Annotated in this window: 16 protein-coding genes; 10 read left to right on the top strand and 6 right to left on the bottom strand. The window is 53.3% G+C overall.

The annotated features are described in order from the left end of the window. Window positions 1-114 precede the first annotated feature (114 nt). Together ACPXV9_RS04205 and fghA are read left to right on the top strand one after the other, a co-directional pair. Window positions 115-1,221 carry an S-(hydroxymethyl)glutathione dehydrogenase/class III alcohol dehydrogenase gene (locus tag ACPXV9_RS04205; protein ID WP_423894857.1) on the top strand — a complete coding sequence of 369 codons (1,107 nt, stop codon included), beginning with the start codon at window positions 115-117 and terminating at the stop codon, window positions 1,219-1,221. Further along, on the top strand, window positions 1,221-2,078 hold the full coding sequence (gene fghA, locus ACPXV9_RS04210) for an S-formylglutathione hydrolase (protein ID WP_423894859.1): 858 nt from the start codon (window positions 1,221-1,223) through the stop codon (window positions 2,076-2,078). Before ACPXV9_RS04205 ends, fghA begins: the two co-directional genes overlap by 1 nt. On the opposite strand, the gene ACPXV9_RS04215 is transcribed toward fghA, so the two are convergent. Both ACPXV9_RS04215 and ACPXV9_RS04220 read right to left on the bottom strand, forming a co-directional pair. Next, window positions 2,075-2,938: an acyl-CoA thioesterase gene (locus ACPXV9_RS04215; RefSeq protein WP_423894860.1), complete on the bottom strand. Its 864-nt coding sequence runs from the start codon at window positions 2,936-2,938 to the stop codon at window positions 2,075-2,077. The two genes, fghA and ACPXV9_RS04215, sit on opposite strands and share 4 nt — an antisense overlap. A gap of 25 nt (window positions 2,939-2,963) precedes the next feature. Then, on the bottom strand, window positions 2,964-3,611 hold the full coding sequence (locus tag ACPXV9_RS04220) for a TetR/AcrR family transcriptional regulator (RefSeq protein WP_423894862.1): 648 nt from the start codon (window positions 3,609-3,611) through the stop codon (window positions 2,964-2,966). Window positions 3,612-3,730: 119 nt separating this feature from the next. Here ACPXV9_RS04220 and ACPXV9_RS04225 point away from each other — a divergent pair, with 119 nt between their 5' ends. Genes ACPXV9_RS04225 through ACPXV9_RS04235 form a run of 3 tightly spaced genes read left to right on the top strand, consistent with a single transcriptional unit; the run spans window position 3,731 to window position 9,018 of the window. After that, window positions 3,731-4,798: an efflux RND transporter periplasmic adaptor subunit gene (locus tag ACPXV9_RS04225; protein ID WP_423894864.1), complete on the top strand. Its 1,068-nt coding sequence runs from the start codon at window positions 3,731-3,733 to the stop codon at window positions 4,796-4,798. A gap of 1 nt (window position 4,799) precedes the next feature. Continuing rightward, complete coding sequence (locus tag ACPXV9_RS04230; RefSeq protein ID WP_423894865.1) at window positions 4,800-5,978, top strand: efflux RND transporter periplasmic adaptor subunit; 1,179 nt, start codon at window positions 4,800-4,802, stop codon at window positions 5,976-5,978. A 4-nt stretch (window positions 5,979-5,982) separates the two neighbouring features. Next, window positions 5,983-9,018 (top strand): efflux RND transporter permease subunit, encoded by a 3,036-nt coding sequence (locus ACPXV9_RS04235; RefSeq protein ID WP_423894867.1) that lies wholly within the window; start codon window positions 5,983-5,985, stop codon window positions 9,016-9,018. A 6-nt stretch (window positions 9,019-9,024) separates the two neighbouring features. Here ACPXV9_RS04235 and ACPXV9_RS04240 read toward each other — a convergent pair whose 3' ends face one another. Beyond that, window positions 9,025-9,912 carry an alpha/beta fold hydrolase gene (locus ACPXV9_RS04240; RefSeq protein WP_423894868.1) on the bottom strand — a complete coding sequence of 296 codons (888 nt, stop codon included), beginning with the start codon at window positions 9,910-9,912 and terminating at the stop codon, window positions 9,025-9,027. Window positions 9,913-10,044: 132 nt separating this feature from the next. Here ACPXV9_RS04240 and ACPXV9_RS04245 point away from each other — a divergent pair, with 132 nt between their 5' ends. Next, the gene (locus ACPXV9_RS04245) at window positions 10,045-10,845 is read left to right on the top strand and encodes a DUF2889 domain-containing protein (protein WP_423894870.1); all 801 of its coding nucleotides are present in this window, start codon (window positions 10,045-10,047) and stop codon (window positions 10,843-10,845) included. Between the two features lie 132 nt (window positions 10,846-10,977). Further along, the gene (gene nadA / locus ACPXV9_RS04250) at window positions 10,978-12,033 is read left to right on the top strand and encodes a quinolinate synthase NadA (RefSeq protein ID WP_423894872.1); all 1,056 of its coding nucleotides are present in this window, start codon (window positions 10,978-10,980) and stop codon (window positions 12,031-12,033) included. Window positions 12,034-12,112: 79 nt separating this feature from the next. Here nadA and ACPXV9_RS04255 read toward each other — a convergent pair whose 3' ends face one another. Continuing rightward, a complete protein-coding gene (locus ACPXV9_RS04255) occupies window positions 12,113-13,366 on the bottom strand; it encodes an ABC transporter substrate-binding protein (protein WP_423894874.1) in 1,254 nt (417 codons plus the stop codon). Between the two features lie 228 nt (window positions 13,367-13,594). Between ACPXV9_RS04255 and dnaE the strand changes: the two genes are divergently transcribed. Both dnaE and ACPXV9_RS04265 read left to right on the top strand, forming a co-directional pair. Beyond that, entirely contained in the window at window positions 13,595-17,212 is a 3,618-nt protein-coding gene (gene dnaE / locus ACPXV9_RS04260) for a DNA polymerase III subunit alpha (protein WP_423894876.1), read from the top strand. 285 nt (window positions 17,213-17,497) lie between these two features. After that, entirely contained in the window at window positions 17,498-18,445 is a 948-nt protein-coding gene (locus ACPXV9_RS04265) for an acetyl-CoA carboxylase carboxyltransferase subunit alpha (protein WP_423894878.1), read from the top strand. Between the two features lie 151 nt (window positions 18,446-18,596). Here the strand turns inward: ACPXV9_RS04265 and ACPXV9_RS04270 are convergent, their stop codons facing one another. Next, window positions 18,597-19,865, bottom strand: a complete 1,269-nt coding sequence (locus ACPXV9_RS04270; protein ID WP_423894879.1) for an HlyC/CorC family transporter — start codon at window positions 19,863-19,865, stop codon at window positions 18,597-18,599. A 112-nt stretch (window positions 19,866-19,977) separates the two neighbouring features. After that, a complete protein-coding gene (locus ACPXV9_RS04275; RefSeq protein ID WP_423894881.1) occupies window positions 19,978-20,811 on the bottom strand; it encodes a cytochrome C assembly family protein in 834 nt (277 codons plus the stop codon). Between the two features lie 176 nt (window positions 20,812-20,987). On the opposite strand from ACPXV9_RS04275, the gene ffh reads away from it, so the two are divergent. Further along, window positions 20,988-22,412 carry a signal recognition particle protein gene (gene ffh, locus ACPXV9_RS04280; RefSeq protein ID WP_423894883.1) on the top strand — a complete coding sequence of 475 codons (1,425 nt, stop codon included), beginning with the start codon at window positions 20,988-20,990 and terminating at the stop codon, window positions 22,410-22,412. The last annotated feature ends 19 nt before the right edge of the window (window positions 22,413-22,431 follow it).

The following is a 22,431-nucleotide window of genomic DNA, read 5'->3' on the forward strand; positions in this document are numbered from 1 at the left end:
GTGTTTGTGGTCATCGTAATAAATCGACGTCTGTATGATTGAATCTAGTCCGACTGCTGCTACGGCGACTATACTGGTGCTCCAAAGACTTGCAAACAGCAATGGGGTATTGAAATGAAAACACGTGCAGCCGTGGCCTTTGGTGCCGGCAAACCACTGGAAATATGTGATGTGGACCTGGCCGGTCCGAAAGCCGGTGAGGTATTGGTCGAAATCAAGGCCACTGGCGTATGTCACACGGACGCCTTTACCCTCTCCGGAGATGATCCCGAAGGGGCATTCCCGGCCATTCTGGGGCATGAGGGTGCCGGTGTGGTAGTGGACGTGGGGCCGGGCGTGAAGAGTGTTAAGCCTGGTGATCATGTGATCCCGCTCTACACCCCGGAGTGTCGAGAGTGTAATTTCTGTCTCAATCCAAAGACCAATTTGTGTCAATCCATTCGCACTACTCAGGGGCAGGGGGTGATGCCCGACGGGACCAGTCGCTTCAGTCTCGATGGTGAACCCCTGTTGCATTATATGGGGTGCTCTACATTTTCCAATTTCACCGTATTGCCGGAAATTGCCGTGGCCAAGGTAAGAGAAGACGCACCCTTCGATAAAATCTGTTACATCGGCTGTGGCGTGACCACCGGCATTGGTGCTGTTGCCTTCACCATGAAAGTAGAACCGGGTTCCACGGTGGCGGTGTTTGGTTTGGGAGGGATCGGTCTGAATGTGATTCAGGGTGCCAGAATGGTTGGGGCTACTCGCATTATCGGGGTGGACAGCAATCCGGATAAAGAGGCGTTGGGTCGGCAATTTGGCATGACCGATTTTGTGAACCCCCGCGAGGTAGAAAATCTGGTGGGTCATATTGTGGATATGACTGGCGGTGGTGTTGATTACAGCTTTGAATGCATTGGTAACGTCAAGGTAATGCGAGATGCACTGGAATGCTGTCACAAAGGATGGGGTGAGAGTTGCATTATTGGTGTGGCCGGCGCCGGCCAGGAAATTTCCACCAGACCCTTTCAATTGGTGACCGGTCGCTCCTGGCGAGGAACGGCTTTTGGCGGTGCGCGCGGACGCACCGATGTGCCAAAGATTGTCGATTGGTATATGGAAGGCAAAATCAATATCGATGACTTGATCACACACACCATGCCACTGGATGACATCAATAAGGCGTTTGATCTGATGCACGCCGGTGACAGTATTCGCTCGGTGGTACTCTACTGATGTCGTCATCAATAGGGTTTGAGCAGATCGATGCGCACCGCTGTTTTGGTGGGCAACAATTGCGCTTCAGGCACCGCTCAGTGGTGCTTGATTGCGACATGCATTTTTCGGTTTTTCTGCCATCGCGCTCGGCATCTGCAAAGGTGCCGGTGATCTACTGGTTGTCCGGGCTCACCTGCACCGATGAAAACTTTGTGACCAAAGCCGGTGCCCAACAGTTTGCCGAGGCTGCCGGTGTAGCGATAGTGGCACCCGATACCAGCCCCAGAGGCGAGGCAGTTCCGGATGACCCGGAAGGGGCGTACGATTTTGGCCTAGGCGCCGGATTCTATGTGGATGCCACCGAAGCGCCCTGGCAACATCATTACCAAATGTATTCCTATGTGGTTGAGGAATTGCCTGGCCTGCTCGGCAGCTTGCCCATTAATCCGGCGCAAGCCAGCATCATGGGGCATTCGATGGGTGGTCACGGTGCACTTACCATTGCCCTGAAAAATCCTCAGGCTTATCAATCGGTGTCGGCTTTTTCACCCATCTGCTCACCATTGCAGTGTCCGTGGGGTGAGAAGGCGCTGGGTAATTATCTCGGTGCCGATCGCGAGCGTTGGAAAGCCTATGACGCCTGTGAATTACTGGCCCGTGCTGAGAAGACATTGCCTTTGCTGGTGGATCAGGGCGATGCCGATAACTTTTTAACCGAGCAGTTAAAAACCGAGTTGTTGGTGCAAGCTGGTCAAGCGACGGGTTACGACATGCAGGTGCGAATGCAGCCGGGTTACGATCACAGTTACTTTTTTATTGCGTCGTTTATTGAAGACCACATTCGCTTTCACGCCAGTTACCTGAACGCCGGTTAGCGCAGGCGAATTAACCCTTCCTGTGCAGTTGAGGCGATCAGGGTGCCGTCATGGGAGAAAAAACGACCAAAATTGAGGCCGCGCCCGCCTTGGGCGTTGGGGCCGGATATGTCGTAGTAAATCCATTCGTCCGCTTTAAAGTCACGATGAATCCAGAGGGCGTGATCGAGACTGGCGGCCTGCATGTTGGTGGTATAGAAATTGACACCGTGGGGCAGCAGGGAGGTACCCATCAGGCGAAAGTCTGAGGCGTAAGCCAACAGGGTCTGGTGGATGATGGGATCGTTGGCCAGTGGCTCGACAGTTTTGAACCAGAAACCTAACTGAGGATCGCGCTTCTCTCCGGCCGCTTCCATCAGCAGTTTGCCATTGGTGCGTATCTCAAAGACATTGAATTTATCCACGTTGGGCAGACCTTTGAAATCCGGGTTGGCTTTTTGAAAGGCTGCTTTTCTTTCCTCATCGGTGGGCAGAGAATCGGGTGCAGGGACGTCGGGCATATCCATTTGGTGCTCGAAGCCTTCTTCTTCAGCCATAAAAGAAATACTGGTATTGAAAATGGCCTTGCCATTTTGTTTTGCCACAACTCGGCGGGTGGTAAAACTGCCACCGTCGCGGATCGGGTCCACATCAAAAATTATGGGGGTGTTGGGTTTTCCGGGGCGCAGAAAATACGCGTGCATCGAGTGCATCATCCTGTCTTCCGGAACCGTCTGGATGGCGGCATTTAGAGATTGCGCCATAACCTGACCGCCAAACAGATTGGGCAGCGGGGAGTCAGCTGCCGGGCTGCGGAACAGGTAGGGATCCAGTTGTTCGGGCTTGAGTGACGCGTAGAGTTTTTCAGTTGCAAGTTTCATGGATTGAGAATCCTTAATCTGGTGCTTAAATTTGCAACGCTTTAATGCGTTGTAACAATTCTGTTTTGAATTCGGGGCAGGCATCGGCTGCCAGTGAAATATAGTTGCCGAGCAAGCAAAGGCGGTGCAGTTCCTGTAAATCAATGACCTTGTGAACCCACTCGCGAAAGGGGGGTTGGAATACGGTAATCATTTGATTGACCATGATGTCGGCGGGTATGTCTCCGAGCAGTAAGCCTTCCTGGATTGACTTTTTATGGCGTGAAAGTACCAGCTTTTCCAGTGGTTTACGCAACAAGCCGGTGAGGCCGTGCATGTCGTGCTGGCCGTCGAGCTTTTCACAAGCCAGTGCGGCACTGCGGAAATAATCTTCGTCCTCGTTGAATAAACTCAAAAGGGTGTCTGTAGCGATTTGGGGATTGTCCCTGATGCTGAGATCCTCGTATTCAGCAATTCGCTCGGCAAAACTGTCGAGGCACTCCAGCATCAGGCAATTGAGCAGGGCTTCTTTGTTGCCAATCAGGTTGTAGATGGTGGGAACCGTTACCCCGGCGGATTCTGCCAGATCCCGAATGTTTAGGGCGTCAAACCCCTGCTGGGCAATAATGGCGCGCGCTTCTGACAGGATCCGCTCGCGACGCTTTTCCATGTTGTTGGTTCGAAGGCTCGACATTGAGGTTGCCCTAAAATTTAACAGTGTTAAAATTTTATCACTGTTTTAATTTCCGTAAAGTGTCTTTTCTTGCCCGGTAATTGACTTTAATTATCGGACGTAACGGATTTGAGGTCTGAATGCTCAAAATTACTATAAAAATATGGCTTGGTATGACTGTCTGGTTGTCTGTGCTGTTGCTGAGTTTTATGGGGGTTGTCCAGGCATCTCCAGTCGACAAGGGTGCCGCTACACCGGTTAAAGTAATTGAAGTTGGCGGTTCTTCTACGCGAACCTTGCCGGATTTTGCCGGGCAGGTTGCCGCAGGTGAATCGGCACTGTTGGCTTTCCGTGTGCCCGGACAGCTGCAGGCGTTGCATGTCAGAATGGGACAGGCGGTGACGGAAGGTGAATTGCTGGCGGAGCTCGATAACACCGACTTCAAGTTGGCAGTCGATGCCCGTGAGGCGGAATACCAATTGGCTGAAGTGCGAGCGCAGCGCGCCAGAAAACTGTTTGAACGCAAGTTGATCAGCGAAGATCAGCTGGATCAATCACAAACCCGTTTCTCCACGGCTGCGGCGAGTCTGGAGCAGGCCCGTGAACAACTGTCCTTTACCCGCTTGCTTGCGCCTTTTAGCGGGGATATTGCCTTTACCTACGCAGAGCCATCGGAAGTGCTCGCCCCCGGTGTGCCGGTGCTGAATATTCAGGATATCTCTACTCTGGAGGTTCACTTTCAGCTGCCGCAACACTATCAGCCGCTGCTGGTAGATGCCGTCGCGCCGACCTTTTCGGTTTCTTTCAACATGCTTTCCGCAGAGGCGTTGCCTGCGTCTCTGGATGAGGTCAGCCTGCAACCCGATACCGAGACCAACAGTTACCCGGTGACGCTGTCGATGCCGCGACCGGAAAACTTTTCAGCCAGACCGGGTATGTCGACACAGGTACGGATGAGTCACCCCAAGCTGGAAGAAAATGTTTGGGCGTTACCCGCCAAGGCCTTATTTGAACGAGAAGGTGATAACGCCAGTGTCTGGATTGTGGATACCGAGACCATGACCCTGACTAAAGCCAGAGTGGTCATCAGCCCTGACAACGTTGTTACCTCAGGTTTGGCTGCAGGCAGCAAAGTGGTTGTGGCAGGGGTTGGCTCTCTGTCTGAAGGTCAGAAAGTCAGGGCCTGGATTCGTCAGGGGGGACTGTAACATGAGCATGTCATTGGAATGGTTAACTCCTGAGCGTTTACCCCGGACCAGCGTTTTGATGCTGGGCGCGCTATTACTGAATCTGCTGGCTGGCTGCAGCGATGATGATGGGTTTTCGTCATTGCCGGAAACCGTCGTGTTGCATCAGATAGGACCGGTTGTGCAGGAGCCCAAAAGGGTCATTCACGGCAGTGTGGTTCCGGCGGATCTGACCCGCGTGGCGTTTCGCCTTGATGGCAAGATTGATTCTCTTGCGGTACACAGCGGCGATCTGGTGCAGCAAGGGCAATTGTTGGCCGAGCTCGATGATGCCATTCAGCAGCAGGCACTGGGTGATGCCGAAGCCCGGTACCAATTGAGTTATCGGCAATTGCAGCGGGCTCAGGGGCTTAAGGGTGCGGCCAGTATTGCCGAGGCTCAGCTGGACGAATTAAAGGCGGCACACAAGTTGGCTAAAGCCAATTTGGAACTGGCGCGCAATGCCCTCACTTACACCCGGGTGCTGGCACCATTCACCGGAGTGGTGGCGGAAGTCCACAAGGAGCGATTTGAATCGGTGCGCGCCGGCGAAGCGGTATTGAATCTCTACCGCAATGATCGGATCGATGTGCTGGTGAACTTGCCCGACGACATGCCCGGCCGACTCAAGCCGGGGCAGATGCGTAGTAATCTCCGTTACGAGGTGGCCTTTGCCGGTTTCGATCAGCCTTACACCATGAGTTATCTGAAAAACTCGATGGCCAGAAGTCCCGAAACCCAGGCGTTTCAATATTGGTTAACCATGCCGGCAGGCAAACAGGATTTCCCGCCGGGCCTGCCGGTCACCATTGATGTGGATATGGCGCAGTTGAATGTGCCCACCGATCAGGGCGTGATGGTGCCGACGACCGCTTTGCAGGCTCAAAGCGCTAACCAGCAAACCGAACAGTTTGTGGTCTGGCGCTACGTCGACGGGGTGGTTGATCCGGTCTCCGTGAGGGTCCGGCAGGTGACCCAACAGGGGGTGTTGATCGATAGTGGTCTGGCTCCCGGCGATTACATTGTTCGCTCCGGTTGGGAGAAGCTGAGCCCCGGGCAGTTGGTTCAGGTATCTGGGGCATCGCCGCAAATCACATCAACCACGGATTCGGAAACGGCAGATAGCACCGAATCAGCAGATACCTCGGATCAGGAGCAGTAGAGCCATGGGGGCAGCTGAGTATTTTGTAAAAAACCGCACCATCAGTTGGATGGTTCTGATTTTTCTGACCGTGGGTGGGGTCATGTCCTTTCTGGATCTCGGACGCCTTGAAGACCCGCCATTCAAGGTTAAGGATGCGCTGATTGTTACGGCTTATCCCGGAGCAACGGCCGAGGAAGTGGAGCAGGAACTGACCCATCAGCTGGAGCAGGTGATCCGGCAAATTCCCGAGGTGGATACCATTACCTCGTCGTCCAAATCGGGGCTATCACAAATCAAAGTGGCGATGGATGAAACCACCGCTCTGGATGACGTGGATCAGCTGTGGGATCGATTGCGGCGCAAGGTGTCTGACGTCCAGCCACAGTTGCCGCAGGGAGCCCACCCGAGTGTTGTCTATGATGATTACGGCGATGTCTATGGCGTCACCTTGATGGTGACGGGGGATAACTACAGCTACAGCGAGTTGAAGCGCTATGTAGAAGAAATCCAGAGGGATCTCGAACTGGTTGAGGGCGTCGGTCGAGTGGCTTTGTTCGGTCAACAGCAGGAACAGATTTTTGTAGAAATTTCCCTGAAAAAACTGGCGGCATTGAATCTCGATATGCATCGGGTGGTTGGTTTTCTCAATCAACAAAATGCGGTGCTCGACAGCGGTCGGGCTACCATTGATGGCCAGGTTTTACACATTCGTCTGGGGGGGCTGGATGCCCAGTCCGATCCGGTGATCCACGGCCGCGACAGCGGTAATCTGATTCGCTTGTCCGATGTAGCGACGATTCACCGCGGTTTTCAGGAGGTGCCAAGCCATCTGATTCGGATGAACTCGCAACATGCCATTGCGCTGGCTATTTCGTTCGCCGATGGTGTCAATGTGGTTGAGGTGGGTGACCGCCTGAGTCTGCGACTGCAACAGCTGGAGCAGAAAAAACCTGCGGGCATTTCTTTGCAGGCGCTCTACGATCAACCCGAGGAAGTTAAGTCTGCCATCAACGGTTTTTTGATCAGTTTGCTGATGGCGGTTGTGATTGTGATTGCCGCGCTGCTGCTGACTATGGGTTGGCGCAGCGGTCTGATTGTCGGCGTGGTGTTGCTGCTGACCATGCTTGGCACTTTTATGATCATGGATCTGCGTGATATCCAGTTGCACCGCCTGTCGCTGGGGGCATTGATTATCGCGCTGGGTATGCTGGTGGATAATGCCATTGTTGTGGTGGAAGGTGTGCTGGTGGGTATGGCTCGCGGCATGACCCACCGTCAGGCCTGTTTTGCCATCGTCAAACAGACCAAGTGGCCCTTACTGGCCTCTACCTTTATTGCCATTCTGGCGTTTACCCCCTTTGGCTTGTCCCAGACTGATACGGGGCAAATCATGAAGGATATGTTCTGGGTGTTGACCTATTCGCTGGCGCTTAGCTGGATTACGGCCATTACGCTGACGCCGTTTCTCGTTGATCTGTTGCTGACCAAGCAGCAACAACAGCAGGTGGCTGATGGTCAGCCCCATGAAGGGGCGTTGCTGGCTCTGTACCATCAGGTACTCGACTGGTCGCTGGCCAACAAAGCACGGATAGTGGTGATGATGCTGGCTTTGTTGCTTATTGCCACGGTGGGTTTTGGTTTTATTAAAAAGGCCTTTTTTCCTCCCAACAGTACGCCCATGTTCTATGTGGATCTGTGGATGCCCCAGGGCACCGATATTCGTGCCACGGTTGCCAGAGTCAATGAGATTGAAAAGTTTGTGTTGTCTCAGGAACAGGTGGAATTTGTGTCGGCCAGCATTGGTCGCGGCGCACCCCGTTTCAATTTCACTTACCTGAGTGAGCAAAGTTACGAGGAATTTGCCCAGCTGCAGATTCGACTCGACAGCCAGGACAATGTGTTGCCCTTTATGCAGTTACTTGAAAGCGAAATTGCGGCCAACCACCCCATGGTGACACAGCAGTTAAAGCGCATGGAATTCGGTCCATCGACCAAAGCCAAGATCGAAGCGCGCTTTATCGGGCCGGATATTCAGGTGTTGAGACGCCTTGGCGAAGAGGCCGCAGCGGTGATGCGGGCCGACCCTCTGGCACGTAGTGTGATGACCAACTGGAAGAGTCAGGGCAAGGAACTGGTGCCGGTCGTCAATGAGGCCGAAGCCCGTCGACTGGGTATCAGTAACGAAGAAATTGCCAGTACCATCAAGCTGGCTTTCAACGGTGTGGCCGTTGGCCTGTATCGCGATGGCGTTCGCAAGTTACCGATTATGGTGCGCTTACCCGAAGCAGAACGGGTGGACTTTGAAAGTATCCACACCCTACGGTTGTGGAGTCCGGTTTTGCAGACCTATGTGCCGATTCAGCAGGTGGTCAACCGCGTTGATCTGCGCTGGAGTGAGACAGTGATTCGACGCAAAGACCGACAGCGCACCCTGACCGTAATGGCGACCAATGATTTGTTCAGTGGTGTTACGGCAGAAGGTCTGCTGCAGCGTGTGCGCCCGGGTGTCGAGGCAATCGAATTGCCACCGGGTTACAAGTTTGAGTGGGGTGGCGAGTTTGAAAACTCTCAGAAATCCCTCAAGGGGGCGTTTGGCACCCTGCCTGTGGCATTGCTGCTGATGTTTTTGCTGACGTTGGTGCTGTTTAATTCTTTCCGGCAATCTCTGGTGATTTGGTTGACGGTTCCCTTGCTGATTATCGGGGTGGCCTTTGGTTTGCTGCTTACCAATATGCCACTGACGTTCCCCGCACTGTTGGGTATGCTCAGTCTGATAGGTATGGTCATCAAGAATGGCATTGTGCTGGTGGATCAGATCAATGTGGAGCTGGATAAAGGCCAGGCCGTTTTTGATGCGGTGCGCGACAGTGCCATCAGCCGGGTGAGGCCAGTGTCGATGGCAGCAGCCACCACAGTGCTGGGGATGTTGCCGCTGGTAACCGATGCGTTCTTTTCCTCTCAGGCGATTGTCTTTATTTTTGGTTTGAGTTTCGCCACGGTTCTGACACTGGTGGTGTTACCGGTGATTTACCTGTTGGTGTATCGGGTCAAATCTTGAAGCAGGTTACTCCGTTGTCGGGTTGTGTTGTTGCAACCAGCCCTGCAACAGTTGGCTGACCTGCTCCGGTTGCTCGAGATTCATAAAGTGGCCGGCGTTTTCGACTTTGGAAATCTTCAGTTGTTTTGCAAAGTCCTTGCGCTTGAGGCTGTTGAGAAAAATTCGTTGATCGATGCAGCCGTCCCGGGTGCCATAAATTGCCTGGGTTGGCACGGTAAAGGGGCGGTTAAACATTTTCAGATTGCTGCGAAGTGTCAGCGGATTGAGCCCCTGACGGTAGTAACTCAGGGCTGCGGTTGTTACTCCGGGAAGAGCAAAGGCCTGTTTTACTTTATCGCAGGCCTGATCAAGGTTCGGTGACCATTTGTGCCAGAGACGATCAAGCATTTGAAAATGATTGCGATGAATGCGCCGCTCTGAAATTCCCCGCAGCTGAAAAAATCCCATGTAGGATGAATTGCGCAATTGCGTGGCACTTCTCAGGGTGGATTGTACGAAACGCTTTGCCGGTGGCACGGCCATGGTCGTCAGAGACAGACAGCGCTTTGGTTCCAGTTGTGTGGCCACCTGAACAATGATGGATCCCCAGTCGTGACCGACAAAATGTGCCCGATCAATATTAAGATCATCCATCCAGTTGAGGAGATCCCGGCCAAGGATTTGCAGACGGAAATCCTTGTCGGCAGGAATGGAGCAGGGTTCATAACCGCGGCAGGCCGGGGCGATTACCTGAAAGCCGGCCTCAGCCAGAGGGGCCATCAATGGCTGCCAGCTGTGGTGGGTGTCGGGAAAACCGTGCAGCAGAAATACGGGAGTGCCGGAGCCGCAACTGAGGGCTGAAAATATCAGGTCGTCACTGTGCAGCTGGATTTTTTTTATTGTGGCTGAGTTCATGGTGGCTGAATTTATGGTGTCTGAATTTATGGTGATGAATTCCTGTGTGTAGTCAAAAGCTCCTACGCTTGAGACCCACTGTCAAGGGGCGGTCGTTACAATAAGTGTTCAGTTGGCTGTGTGCTGTTATCTATGAACGTCAAAAAAGAAGTCTATCGCGACCCCAAATACCTTGACCCCACCTACGGCTCCGGTTGTTTTCGTCGGCACATCCGAATTTCTGCGGTTGTCAGCGGTGAAGTGCGAGGCGCACTCGAAGATGACTGCCATGCATTTGAGGTTTGCCTTCGTCACGATGGTCATCAGGTCACCGATGTGCAGGCCAGATGGCTGCGTTATCCCACCACCACCTGTCCCGGTTCACTGGAGGTGGTGACATCGATGGTAGGTTGTCCGCTCAGCGATGATTTGCTGGTCATCAAGCGCTATACCTCGGCGGCGACACAATGTACACACCTGCACGATATGATGTGTCTGCTGGTTGTGCATGCCTACCTCTCTCTGAGTGGTGACGAGACAGTAACAGAGTATCAGGTGGCAGTGAGTGATCCTGATCCGCAAACACAGCAGCAGCGATTGATCCTAAAGGTGAATCAGGACGTAGTTTTTGACTGGTTGATTCGTGACTGGCGGTTGGTGACTCCGCAAGCGTTTGCAGGACTGCCGATTATGAAAGGCTTTATGGGCTGGGTGACAAAGCGGCTCCCCGAGCAACTTGTTCACGCCTTTATTTTGCAGATGGGCTATTTCGTCTCCACCTCGCGGCGTTTGAATTTTCCGTTGATGGTGGGAATGCAGGTGCAGGATGCGGGTCACCCGATCAATGCCTGTTATGCCAGTTTACCTGAGCGCGCAGTGGACTCTTTTAAGGTTGATCACAAGCGCAATTTTAAAGATTGTCCGGAGCAGTTGCTCCGCTTCGTTGATTTTTAAAGTTTGTTGGGCGCTGCCAAAGCAGCAGTAGCCCGGGCCATTAACTATATGCCCGGGTGTGGTAGAATGGGCCAATAGATGGGCATGATACAGCATGCCCGAGAGCCAAAGTTGATAGTGAAGTAATACCCCATGAGTGAAGTAGCAGAGCCACAAAACGATCTTCAGGCCATTGTTCGAGAGCATCTGGCCACCGTTCCTTCAACGGTGATGAGTGATGAAGAAGTTGAAGCCTATAAGGCTGAGATCAAGCAGTTGCTGGTGCAGCATAATGCGGTTCTGGTGGCCCACTATTACACCGATCCGGTGATTCAGGCGCTGGCTGAAGAAACCGGCGGTTGTGTCTCCGATTCACTGGAAATGGCCCGCTTTGGTAAAAACCATCCGGCCGATACCCTGATTGTGGCCGGGGTCAAATTTATGGGTGAGACCGCAAAGATTCTGACACCCGAAAAACGTGTGTTGATGCCTACCATTGAGGCCACCTGTTCACTGGATATCGGTTGCCCCGCCAAAGAATTTTCAGACTTCTGTGATCAGCATCCCGATCGCACCGTAGTGGTCTATGCCAATACCTCTGCGGCGGTTAAGGCACGTGCCGACTGGGTGGTGACATCCAGTATTGCCCTTGAAGTCGTGGAGCATCTGGATCGTCAGGGTGAAAAAATTCTCTGGGCGCCGGATAAGCATTTGGGTACCTATGTACAGAAACAGACGGGGGCTGATGTGCTGTTGTGGGACGGCGCCTGCATTGTGCACGAAGAATTTAAAGCCAAAGGCATTGAAGATCTGAAGTTGCTCTATCCGGATGCTGCGGTACTGGTTCACCCGGAATCACCCGATGCGGTGGTGCAGTTGGCGGATGTCGCCGGTTCAACCTCGCAGCTGATCAAGGCGGCTCAGGAAATGGACAATCAGCAGTTTATTGTGGCCACCGATCAGGGCATTTTCTACAAAATGCAGCAGCTGTGTCCGGACAAGGAATTTCACATTGCGCCCACTGCCGGTAACGGTGCCACTTGCCGCAGTTGTGCCAACTGCCCTTGGATGGCCATGAATGCGCTGGATAATGTCACCGCCTGTCTCAAGGATGAAGCTGTGGCAGCCGCCAATGAAATCTTTGTCGACCCTGATCTGGCTGAACGTGCCATGAAGCCCCTGCAGCGGATGCTGGACTTTAAAAAGTGATTACGGGCTGGGTTGCGCCTGGCTCAGTTGAAATCCAAAGCGAGTAAGGTTGCCTTACTCGCTTTTTTTTTGCACTGCGTTAAAGCAGTTGCTCAGGTTTGTTGGCGGACTTTCGTGCGGCCTGCCACTCTTCCAGAGTGCGGGCAGCTTGGTCACCGGGCAAGGTATCAATGATCTCAAAGAAGTCTTCGTTAAAGCGGTCTTTGATGACTTCCTGGCGGAGTTTGCCTTTGACTGCGTAGACCGTCTGAATATTCTGGTGGTCGAATTGGCGCCATTGCTGCTGGTCTTTCAGCAGGCTGTAGCGATGACCTTCCAGCTGCTTGATGATCTTGTCGGTGCTGAAGCTGCGGGCCCGTTCGACGGCGTCCTTGTACTGGTAGAGGATGCTGTAAGCCGATGCGGCAGCTGATGACGGATAGGTCTGGTATTTCTCTGCAAAACTATTGACGAATTCCATGCCGCGATTGGAGTCGTGCTGCTGGGGGATTTGCCAACTCCAGGGGATGGCGCCGACAACGCCCTGCATGGCTGTGGGACCGGCTTCTTTGGCCATGCCCAGAGTCAGGCTGGGCACCACAATTTGCATTTTCTCCTTCAGCCCCATTTTATTGGCTATTTGCAGTGCCAGTGACATATCCGACCCAAACTGCACCAGAACCAGCACGTCAGCACCGCTTTGTTCGGCGGCTACCAGGGATTCGCGCAGGGTGCGTGCCGGTGGCCTCGGAAATTTGGTTTTAACCCCCGGATGGATTTTAGGGTTTTGGGTGTTGGTGAATTTGCGCATGGAAGACTCGGTGGACCAGCCCCAGGTGTAGTCTGCGGTTATGTAAAAAAAACGGTCATTGCGGTGATTGTCGTTGAGGTACTTGGACAGTACTTTTGCGGCCATCCAGGCATTATAGGATTCCCTGAACATATGGCGGTGGCCCTCCGAACCCGTTGTGGCATTGGAGTAGGTCAGGGTGCCAAAGTAGATCAGGTTGTGGCGTTTGGCTTCTTTGCCTGCGGCAATGGCAACGGCACTGGATGAACCGCCAAAGACCATCTTGACCTTGTCACGGGTTGCCAGACTGCGAACATTGTTGATCGCCCGGTCTACCTGAGATGCGCTGTTTTTGGTTACCAGGTTGATGGGGCGTCCCAGAATCCCGCCCTGGGCATTGATTTCTTCTGCAGCCAGCAGGGCGCCACGTATTTGTGCCAGCCCCTGGTCGCGGTAGGCGCCTGTTTTGGGGTAGTTCAAGCCAATATTGATGGTGGAAGCTGCAAACAGATTGCAACTGAATGCGGTAACTAATAACAGTGCCAGTAGTATTGGCCTTTTCATGACATCCCTCGTTGGATTTATGGGTTATGGGGGTGAATGTTTAATGGAGGGTGTTTATAGCTTTTTGATTGCCCGGTGAGCTATTGGACTAACGTCTAGGCAGGCTTGTTGTTAATTTGAACGAATGGTGGCTTTCTTATGCCTTTATTTTCGGGGCTGATATAGGCGCTTCTCTGGTCGGTTTTTTCCCTCTAGAATAGGTCTCTTTTCCTCTGAATAAGCACCGGCATGAACCCTTCATTTATCCATCTTCGTCTTCATACAGAGTTTTCACTGGTCGACAGTCTGGTTCGGGTTAAACCCCTGATCGGAGCTTTGCAAGAGATGAACATGCCGGCCTGTGCCATTACCGATCAGTGCAATTTCTTTGGTCTGATCAAATTTTACAAAGCGGCTCAAGGCGCGGGTATCAAACCCATTGCCGGCAGTGATTTCTGGGTCAAGCCGGACTCCGATGATGACCATCCCCACCTGATCACTTTGTTGGCGATGAATCAGGCCGGATACAAGAACATCACCAATCTGATTTCTCTGGCTTATCAGAAGGGCCAGCAGCAGGGGATCGGCTATCTCGACAAAAGCTGGTTCGCCGGCATGACTGACGGGGTTATTGCTCTGCTGGGGGGGAAGATTGGCGAGGTCGGGCAAACCCTGCTCAAGGGCAAGCCGGATGTCGCAAGGCAGCAACTTGAATCCTGGATGACGCTGTTTCCTGATCGCTGTTACCTTGAGCTGCAACGCACCGGGCGGATGCAGGACGAAACCTACCTGCATCAGGCTGTTGAACTGGCTGCACAGTGTGATTGTCCGGTGGTGGCCACCAACGATGTGCGCTTTTTGAAAGCCGAAGAATTTGAAGTCCACGAAGCCCGGGTCTGTATTGGTGAAGGTCGGGCACTGGACGATCCCCGTCGTGAGCGGCGTTACAGTGAGCAGCAATACCTGCGTTCGCCAGAAGAAATGGCGGAGCTGTTCAGTGATATTCCCGAGGCGCTGGCCAATACCGTTGAGGTCGCCAAACGCTGTTCGCTGGATATCGAGCTGGGTACCTACTATCTGCCGGATTATCCGATTCCGGATGACTTTGAGCAGGACCCGTTTTTCCAGAACAACATTCCCTATGACACCCTGTCGGATTTTGCCAGCAAGGCCATGGCCGAGAAGTGGCAGGGACGCGAATCCGAGCCCGAGTACGCCAATATGCTGCGTACCAATATATTCTTCCAGAAAATATCTTACGAAGGACTGGATGAACGATTGGCGTTTTTGTTTGATGTGAACGCCAAGGATTTCCCGGCAACCAAGCAGTTGTACATTGAGCGTCTGCAGTTCGAGCTGAACATCATTATGCAGATGGGATTCCCGGGCTATTTCCTGATCGTAATGGACTTTATTCAGTGGGCCAAAGATCACGATATTCCGGTAGGACCGGGGCGGGGTTCCGGTGCCGGCTCGCTGGTGGCCTATGTGCAGAAGATTACCGATCTCGATCCGCTGGAATACGATCTGCTGTTTGAGCGATTTCTGAATCCGGAGCGGGTATCCATGCCCGATTTCGATGTCGATTTCTGCATGGATAAGCGCGAGCAGGTGATTCAGTACACCGCCGATACCTATGGGCGTGATGCCGTATCCCAGATCGTCACCTTCGGAACCATGGCCGCGAAGGCGGTGGTACGTGACGTGGCGCGGGTACAGGGCAAGTCCTATGGCTTGGCCGATAAGCTTTCCAAGATGATCCCCCCGACGCCGGGTATGACGCTGAATCAGGCGTTGAAAGAAGAACCCATGTTGGTGGAGTTTCTGGAGACCGATACCGAAGCTCAGGAAATCTGGGGTGTGGCGCTGCAACTGGAAGGTTTGACCCGGAATCTGGGTAAGCATGCGGGGGGCGTGGTGATCGCTCCGACGGTACTGACGGACTTTGCGCCGCTTTACTGTGATGAAACCGGCAGTGGCCTGGTCACCCAGTACGACAAGGGGGACGTGGAAGACGCGGGACTGGTGAAATTTGACTTTCTGGGGCTGCGAACTCTGACCATCATCGATTGGGCCAAGGCCATGATCGATAAGCGGCGGGCCAAGCAGGGTGAAGAGCCGCTGGTGATTGAAGCCATTCCTCTGGATGACCCCAAAACCTTCAAACTGCTGAAAGCGGCAGAAACCACGGCGGTGTTCCAGCTGGAATCCCGGGGTATGAAGGATCTGATCAAGCGGCTGCAGCCGGATAATATCGAAGACATGATCGCACTGGTGGCCCTGTTCCGCCCGGGGCCGTTGGATTCCGGGATGGTGGATGACTTCGTAAACCGTAAGCACGGTCGTGCCGAAGTGGCCTATCCGGACGCCAAATACCAGCACGAGAAACTGGAGCCGATTCTCAAGCCCACCTATGGCGTTATCGTCTATCAGGAGCAGGTGATGCAGATCGCTCAGGAGCTGGCGGGCTACAGTCTCGGCGGTGCTGATCTGTTGCGCCGGGCCATGGGTAAGAAAAAGCCAGAAGAAATGGCCAAGCAGCGCTCCACCTTTGAAGAGGGCGCGGCCAGTCAGGGAGTGGATCCCGAGCTGGCGATGAAAATTTTCGATCTGGTGGAAAAATTCGCCGGTTATGGTTTTAACAAATCCCACTCGGCAGCTTACGCGGTGGTGTCCTACCAGACCGCCTGGCTCAAGGCGCACTACCCGGCTCACTTTATGGCGGCCACCATGTCATCGGATATGGATAAGACCGACAAGGTCGTAACCTTTATTGAAGAGGTGCGTGAGATGGGGCTCACGCTGTTGCCTCCGGACGTCAACAGTGGCGAATTTCACTTCAATGTGGATGACGACGACAACATCATTTACGGTCTTGGCGCGATCAAAGGGTTGGGTGAAGGCCCCATTGAAAATATTCTCGAAGCCAGAAAAGACGGGCCTTTTAAGGACCTGTTTGATTTCTGTGCCCGCATTGACCCCCGTCGCGTTAACAAGAGGGCGTTAGAAGCGCTGATTCGCTCCGGAGCCGTGGACAATCTGGGTCCCAAGGTCCATATCGATTACGACCGCTCGGTGATGGCTTCGGCCATGGCAGAAGCCGTTCAGGCGGCAGAGCAGAGCGCGGCCAATGCCAATGCCGGCATGAGTGACCTGTTCGGCGATGTGGTGCCAACGGCGGCGGAGGGTGAGGATGTTTACGCTGACTTCAGGCAGGTGCGCACCTGGAGTATGAAAGAGCGCCTCAATTATGAAAAAGACACGCTGGGGCTCTATCTGACCGGTCACCCAATCGATGAATACCGCAAGGAAATCAAGCATCTGGTGTCATCCCGCATCGTTGATCTCAAGGCCGATCGCAACAGTCAGAATGTGGCTGGTCTGGTGGTGGGGCTGCGGGTGATGAAAACCAAGAAGGGTGACAATATGGCCTTTGTCACCCTCGATGACCGTTCCGGACGCATCGAAGTGGCGGTATTTACCGATACCTACGCCGAGTACCGGGAGAAACTGGTCAAGGATGGTTTGTTGGTGGTAACCGGTCAGGTCAGTTTTGATGAGTACAGTGGCGGTTTGAAGATGCGGGCGGAGTCGGTGCGCAATCTGGATGATGCGCGCACGGAAATGGCCAGAGGACTGCGTTTGTCAGTGGACCGCGACAAGGTTGGAGAGGGGGTCGTGCAGCAATTGTCGACAGCCCTGAAACCCTATGCCAGTGGTAGCTGTCCGGTGTTGGTAAGTTATCAGCGTCAGGGGGCCAAAGCCCAGATTCGACTTGGTCAGAGCTGGCGGGTGGAGCCCGTCGATGAGCTGTTGGAACAGTTGCGAGAGTTTCTTGGGCGCGAGGCCGTAGAGTTGCTTTATTAGACTGATGCACGAATGATTGCAGGGAAGAAATCGACAATAAAATAGGCGTCTGAGGACGATTGTGAGCCTCGACTCCTTGGTCATTTTCGCGTATCTTAGCGCTCGAATTCATGGGGAAATAAGCCTTGTTGACTGGCAATCTGGACCTGATTGCCGACATTCACGAGCCTTTCCCACAATCGTCAGGTGATTGTGTTACCTTGGCGCGATGTACTTTTTGATGGGCTTTTGATGGACTGCAGAAGCCAGCTGGTAGAGCCGTAAGCGATCAGGATCTTCAATACTATGAATCCCAATTATTTAGAGTTCGAACAACCCATTGCCACTCTGGAAGCAAAAATTGAAGAGTTGCAGTTGGTGGGTAATGACAACGATATCAATATCACCGAAGAAATTGCCAAACTGCGTGAAAAGAGCATCAAGCTGACCGAAAGCATCTACACCGATCTGTCTCCCTGGCAGATTGTTCAGGTGGCTCGCCACCCTCAGCGCCCGTTTTCCGGTGACTATATCAAGCGCATTTTTACCGACTTTGATGAGCTTCATGGCGATCGCCACTTTGGTGATGATCAGGCCATTATTGGTGGTGTCGCCAGACTGGATGGCACCCCTGTAATGGTAATTGGGCAGGAGAAGGGTCGCAGCGTTAAAGAAAAAGTGGCCCGCAACTTTGGTATGCCACGCCCTGAGGGTTATCGTAAAGCCTTGCGCCTGATGGAGATGGCTGAGCGCTTTAAGATGCCGGTGGTCACCCTGATTGATACCCCGGGGGCCTATCCTGGTATCGACAGTGAAGAGCGAGGTATCTCGGAAGCCATTGCTCAGAATCTGGCTGTGATGTCCCGGCTGCGCACCCCAATGATCTGCACCGTGATTGGCGAAGGCTCGTCCGGTGGTGCACTGGGTATTGGTGTGGGTGACCATCTCAACATGTTGCAATACTCAACCTACTTTGTGATTTCACCGGAAGGCTGTGCCAACATCATCTGGAAGACTGTTGACAAGGCGCCACTGGCCGCTGAAGCCATGGGTGTGACCTCCAGTGTTCTGGAGGAGTTGGGGATTATCGATGAAACCATTCCCGAGCCACTGGGTGGCGCCCACCGGGATATGGATGCCATGGCTGAGACTCTTAAGGGACGTTTGGTGGAGCAGGTGGGGCGTCTGTGTGCCGAGCCTATTGATGAGCTGTTGGAGAAACGCTACAAGCGTTTGTTGAGCTACGGTAACTAATTCCCGGTAACTGGCTGATAGCGTCATTCTGACGTCCGCAGGACGGAAGAATCTTGTTGAGAGATCCCTCATATTCATTCGGGATGACATGCACAAAAAAGGCGAGGTGCTTTATTCAGTGCCTCGCCTTTTTTGTCGCGTATTCGACGGTCTATTTAACCGGTCTAACCTTGGCTTTCTCGATCATCTTGCCGCTCAGTTCCAGAGTTTCAAACCGGTAATTGCCAATCTGGGCGCTGACCTGCCCACAGGGAATGTTTTCCAGATGCTCCATCATCAGACCGTTGAGCGTCTTGGGGCCGTCGGTGGGCATGTTCCAGTGCAGCTGGCGATTGATGTCGCGAATGGATGTGCCGCCTTCAATCTGATGCCAGCCATTGGGCAGGGGGCTGATTTCCTCTGATTCCTCTTCCGAGGTGTTGGTGGTGAAATCGCCAACAATTTCTTCCAGCAGGTCTTCCAGGGTAATAATGCCCTGAATGTCGCCGTACTCATCAACAACGATGGCAATTCGCCGTTTTTCCTTCTGGAAGTTCATTAGCTGGGTGTGCAGCGGTGTGGATTCCGGCACAAAGTAGGGGGCGCGGGTGAAACGGCGGATGGCTTCCTGGGTGACTGAGTCGTCGCTGCCATGGATAAAACGGGCGGCGTTGCGCAGATGTAAGACACCGATGATGTTGTTGATGTCCCCTTCGTACACGGGCAATCGGGTGTGATTGCTGTTGCGAATCTGTTTCAGCAACTTGGGAATGTCATCTTCCAGATCCAGGCCGATCACTTCATTGCGGGGGATCATAATGTCTTCGACAGTGGCTTTCTCAAGATCCAGTACGTTGAGCAGCATGCCCTGATGCTGGTCGGGGATCAGGTCGCCGTGTTCGTCCACCACGGTGCGCAGCTCTTCCGGTTTCAGGTGTTCGCTGTTGGCGGCCTTGCTTGGATCGACTCCGAATAATCTCGCTAGTGCGTTCGAGAGAGAGTTCACTAACCAGACCGCCGGATACAGAATGATCAGCAGAGGCTTGAGGATAAGGCTGGCTGGAAAGGCGATTTTTTCCGGATAGAGCGCGGCAATGGTCTTGGGGGTTACTTCGGAAAATATCAGCACAGCCAGTGTTAACAGGATACTGGCCGGAGCGATGGCACCTTCACCATACAGTCGAATGGCGATAACGGTGGTCAGGGCCGCGGCAAAGTTATTAACCAGATTGTTGCCAATCAGGATGACGCCGATCAGTCGGTCAGGGCGTTCCAGCAATTTTGAGGCGCGCATGGCACCCTTGTGCTGCTTTTTTACCAGATGTTTCAGGCGATACCGGTTAAGGGACATCATGCCGGTTTCGGAACTGGAGAAAAAACCTGACAGGACAATCAGGATGGCGAGAATTCCAAACAGGAACTCAATGGGAATGCTGTTCAAAGAGGTGAAAACCCGTATGACCTAGGAAAGCGCGTATAGTGGCGCAGAATCCCTGCGTGCGCAATAGTCTGAGTTGGCTGGTTTTGGGCGCTTTTGCCCCCTTTTTTGCTGTTTAAAGCAGTATTTCCAGAACAAATTTGCTGCCGAAATAAGCCAGCATCAGCGCGCAGAAGCCACCCAGAGTCCAGCGCAGGGCGGTGTTGCCACGCCAGCCTCTGGTGTGCCGGCCCCACAGCAGGATGGCATAGATGCACCAGGCAATAATAGAGAAGACGGTTTTATGAGCCAGTTGCTGGGCAAACAGGTCGTCGAGAAACAGAAAGCCCGTGGCAATGGCCAGCGTCAGCAGTATTTCACCCACCCACAGCAGTTCAAACAGCAGGGATTCCATGGTCTGCAGTGGTGGCAGCAGGCGCACAACGCCAGTCAGATGGTGATGGCGCAGCTGGTGATTCTGATAGGCCAGAACCAGCACATGCAGAGTGGCAATAATCAACAGGCTGTAGGCCAGTACCGATAGCAGGATATGGACGATAGTAGTGCTCTGCATGTCGCGGTAGACCACTTCGCTGGGGCCCGATAAAAGGGTGATGAGCAGGATCAGAGCTGAAAAAGGAAACTGAACTATAAAGAGCTCGTGCAATGGTTTTTTCAGGCCGCTGATCAGTACCACCAGATTAACGACCAGAGCGATCAGCGATACTGACGTCAGCAAGCCCAGTTGCACGCCACCTTCAATAAAGAGTGTCTGTTGCAGGCTGAATCCATGCAGTCCAATGGGGCAAAGGCCCAGTGCGGCCATTTTGGCGGTGCTGATGGTTTCCTGATGGCGCACTGCGCGAATAATGTATCCGGCAGCGCCCAGATAAAACAGGATCGCGGCAATGGTGGCTATCAGGGTTGTGATGTCTGTAATCATGGCAAGCCGGCGAAAGAGTGAATTCATTACCTTTGAAAGAGTCGGGAGTTTGTCACAGCAAGCCCATAAATAGAAGCAATTGACCGATTAGCTGGTGGTAATGATGATGTTTTGTGCGTATTGCTGCTTGTTTGCTGTTAAAGGGGCCCGCAATTTCGCTATACTTGCGCCTTTCCATTCTGTAGTAGAAGTGATCGTTCTCCATGTTTGACAATTTACAGGATCGCTTGACGGGTACTCTTAAAAAGGTAACCGGCAAGGCCAAGCTTACTGAAGCCAACATTAAAGATACCTTACGCGACGTCCGTAAGGCATTGCTGGAGGCGGATGTTGCCCTGCCTGTGGTAAAAGCCTTTATTGAGCAGGTGCGCAAGCGTGCCATTGGCTCCGAAGTTTCCAAGGCTCTCAATCCCGGTCAGCAATTTATCAAGATTGTTGAAGCTGAACTGATTCAGGTCATGGGTGAGGCCAATGAATCACTGGATCTGGCAGCCAAGCCTCCAGCGGTGATTTTGATGGCGGGCTTGCAGGGTGCCGGTAAAACCACCTCTGTCGCCAAGCTGGCGCGCTTTCTGAAAGAGCGTGAAAAGAAAAAGGTGGTAGTAGTTTCCGCCGATATCTATCGTCCGGCAGCTATTCAGCAGCTGGAAACTCTGGCTGGTGAAGTGGGTGCAGATTTCTTCCCATCTACCCCGGATCAGAAGCCGGTTGATATTGCCAACGGCGCCATTGAGCATGCCCGCAAGCAGTTTGCCGATGTGGTGATTGTGGATACCGCCGGTCGTCTGCACATCGATGACGAGCTGATGGATGAAATCAAGGGGTTACACGAGGCGATTAACCCGGTCGAAACCCTGTTTGTTATCGATGCCATGATTGGTCAGGATGCGGTCAATACCGCCAAGGCCTTTAATGATGCTCTGCCATTGACCGGTGTCATTCTGACCAAGGCCGACGGTGATGCCCGTGGTGGCGCCGCCCTGTCGGTGCGCCATGTGACCGGCAAGCCCATCAAGTTTATGGGTATGGGTGAAAAGACCGATGCTCTGGAACCTTTCCACCCGGATCGTCTTGCGTCCCGCATACTTGGTATGGGTGACCTGCTGTCTCTGATTGAGCAGGCCGAGCAGAAGCTCGATAAGCAGAAAGCTGAAAAGCTGGTTAAAAAGGTCGTCAAGGGCAAAAAGTTCGATCTGGAAGATCTCAAGGATCAGCTGCAACAGATGCAGAATATGGGCGGTATGACTTCCATGCTGGAGAAATTGCCGGGCATGGGCAATGTCGCGCAACTGGCCGAGCAGGCCAATATGACCAAGCAATTCAAGGTCATGGAGGTCATCATTGATTCCATGACTCCGGCTGAACGCCGCAACCCGGATATTCTCAACGGCTCACGCAAGCGTCGCATTACCCAGGGGTCGGGCACCCAGATTCAGGATCTGAATCGTTTGTTGAAGCAGCACAAGCAGATGGCCAAGATGATGAAGAAGATGAAAGGTGGCGGTATGGCCAAAATGATGCGTGGCATGGGCGGCATGATGGGCGGTGGTGGCCCGGGTGGTATGCCTCCCGGCGGCATGCCTCCGGGTGGGTTCCCGGGAGGTGGTTTGCCACCGGGCTTTAAATAGGCGGCAAATTCAGTTGCTA

It is taken from the genome of Candidatus Pelagadaptatus aseana (genome assembly GCF_040362265.1).
Classification (GTDB): domain Bacteria; phylum Pseudomonadota; class Gammaproteobacteria; order Pseudomonadales; family Cellvibrionaceae; genus Pelagadaptatus; species Pelagadaptatus aseana.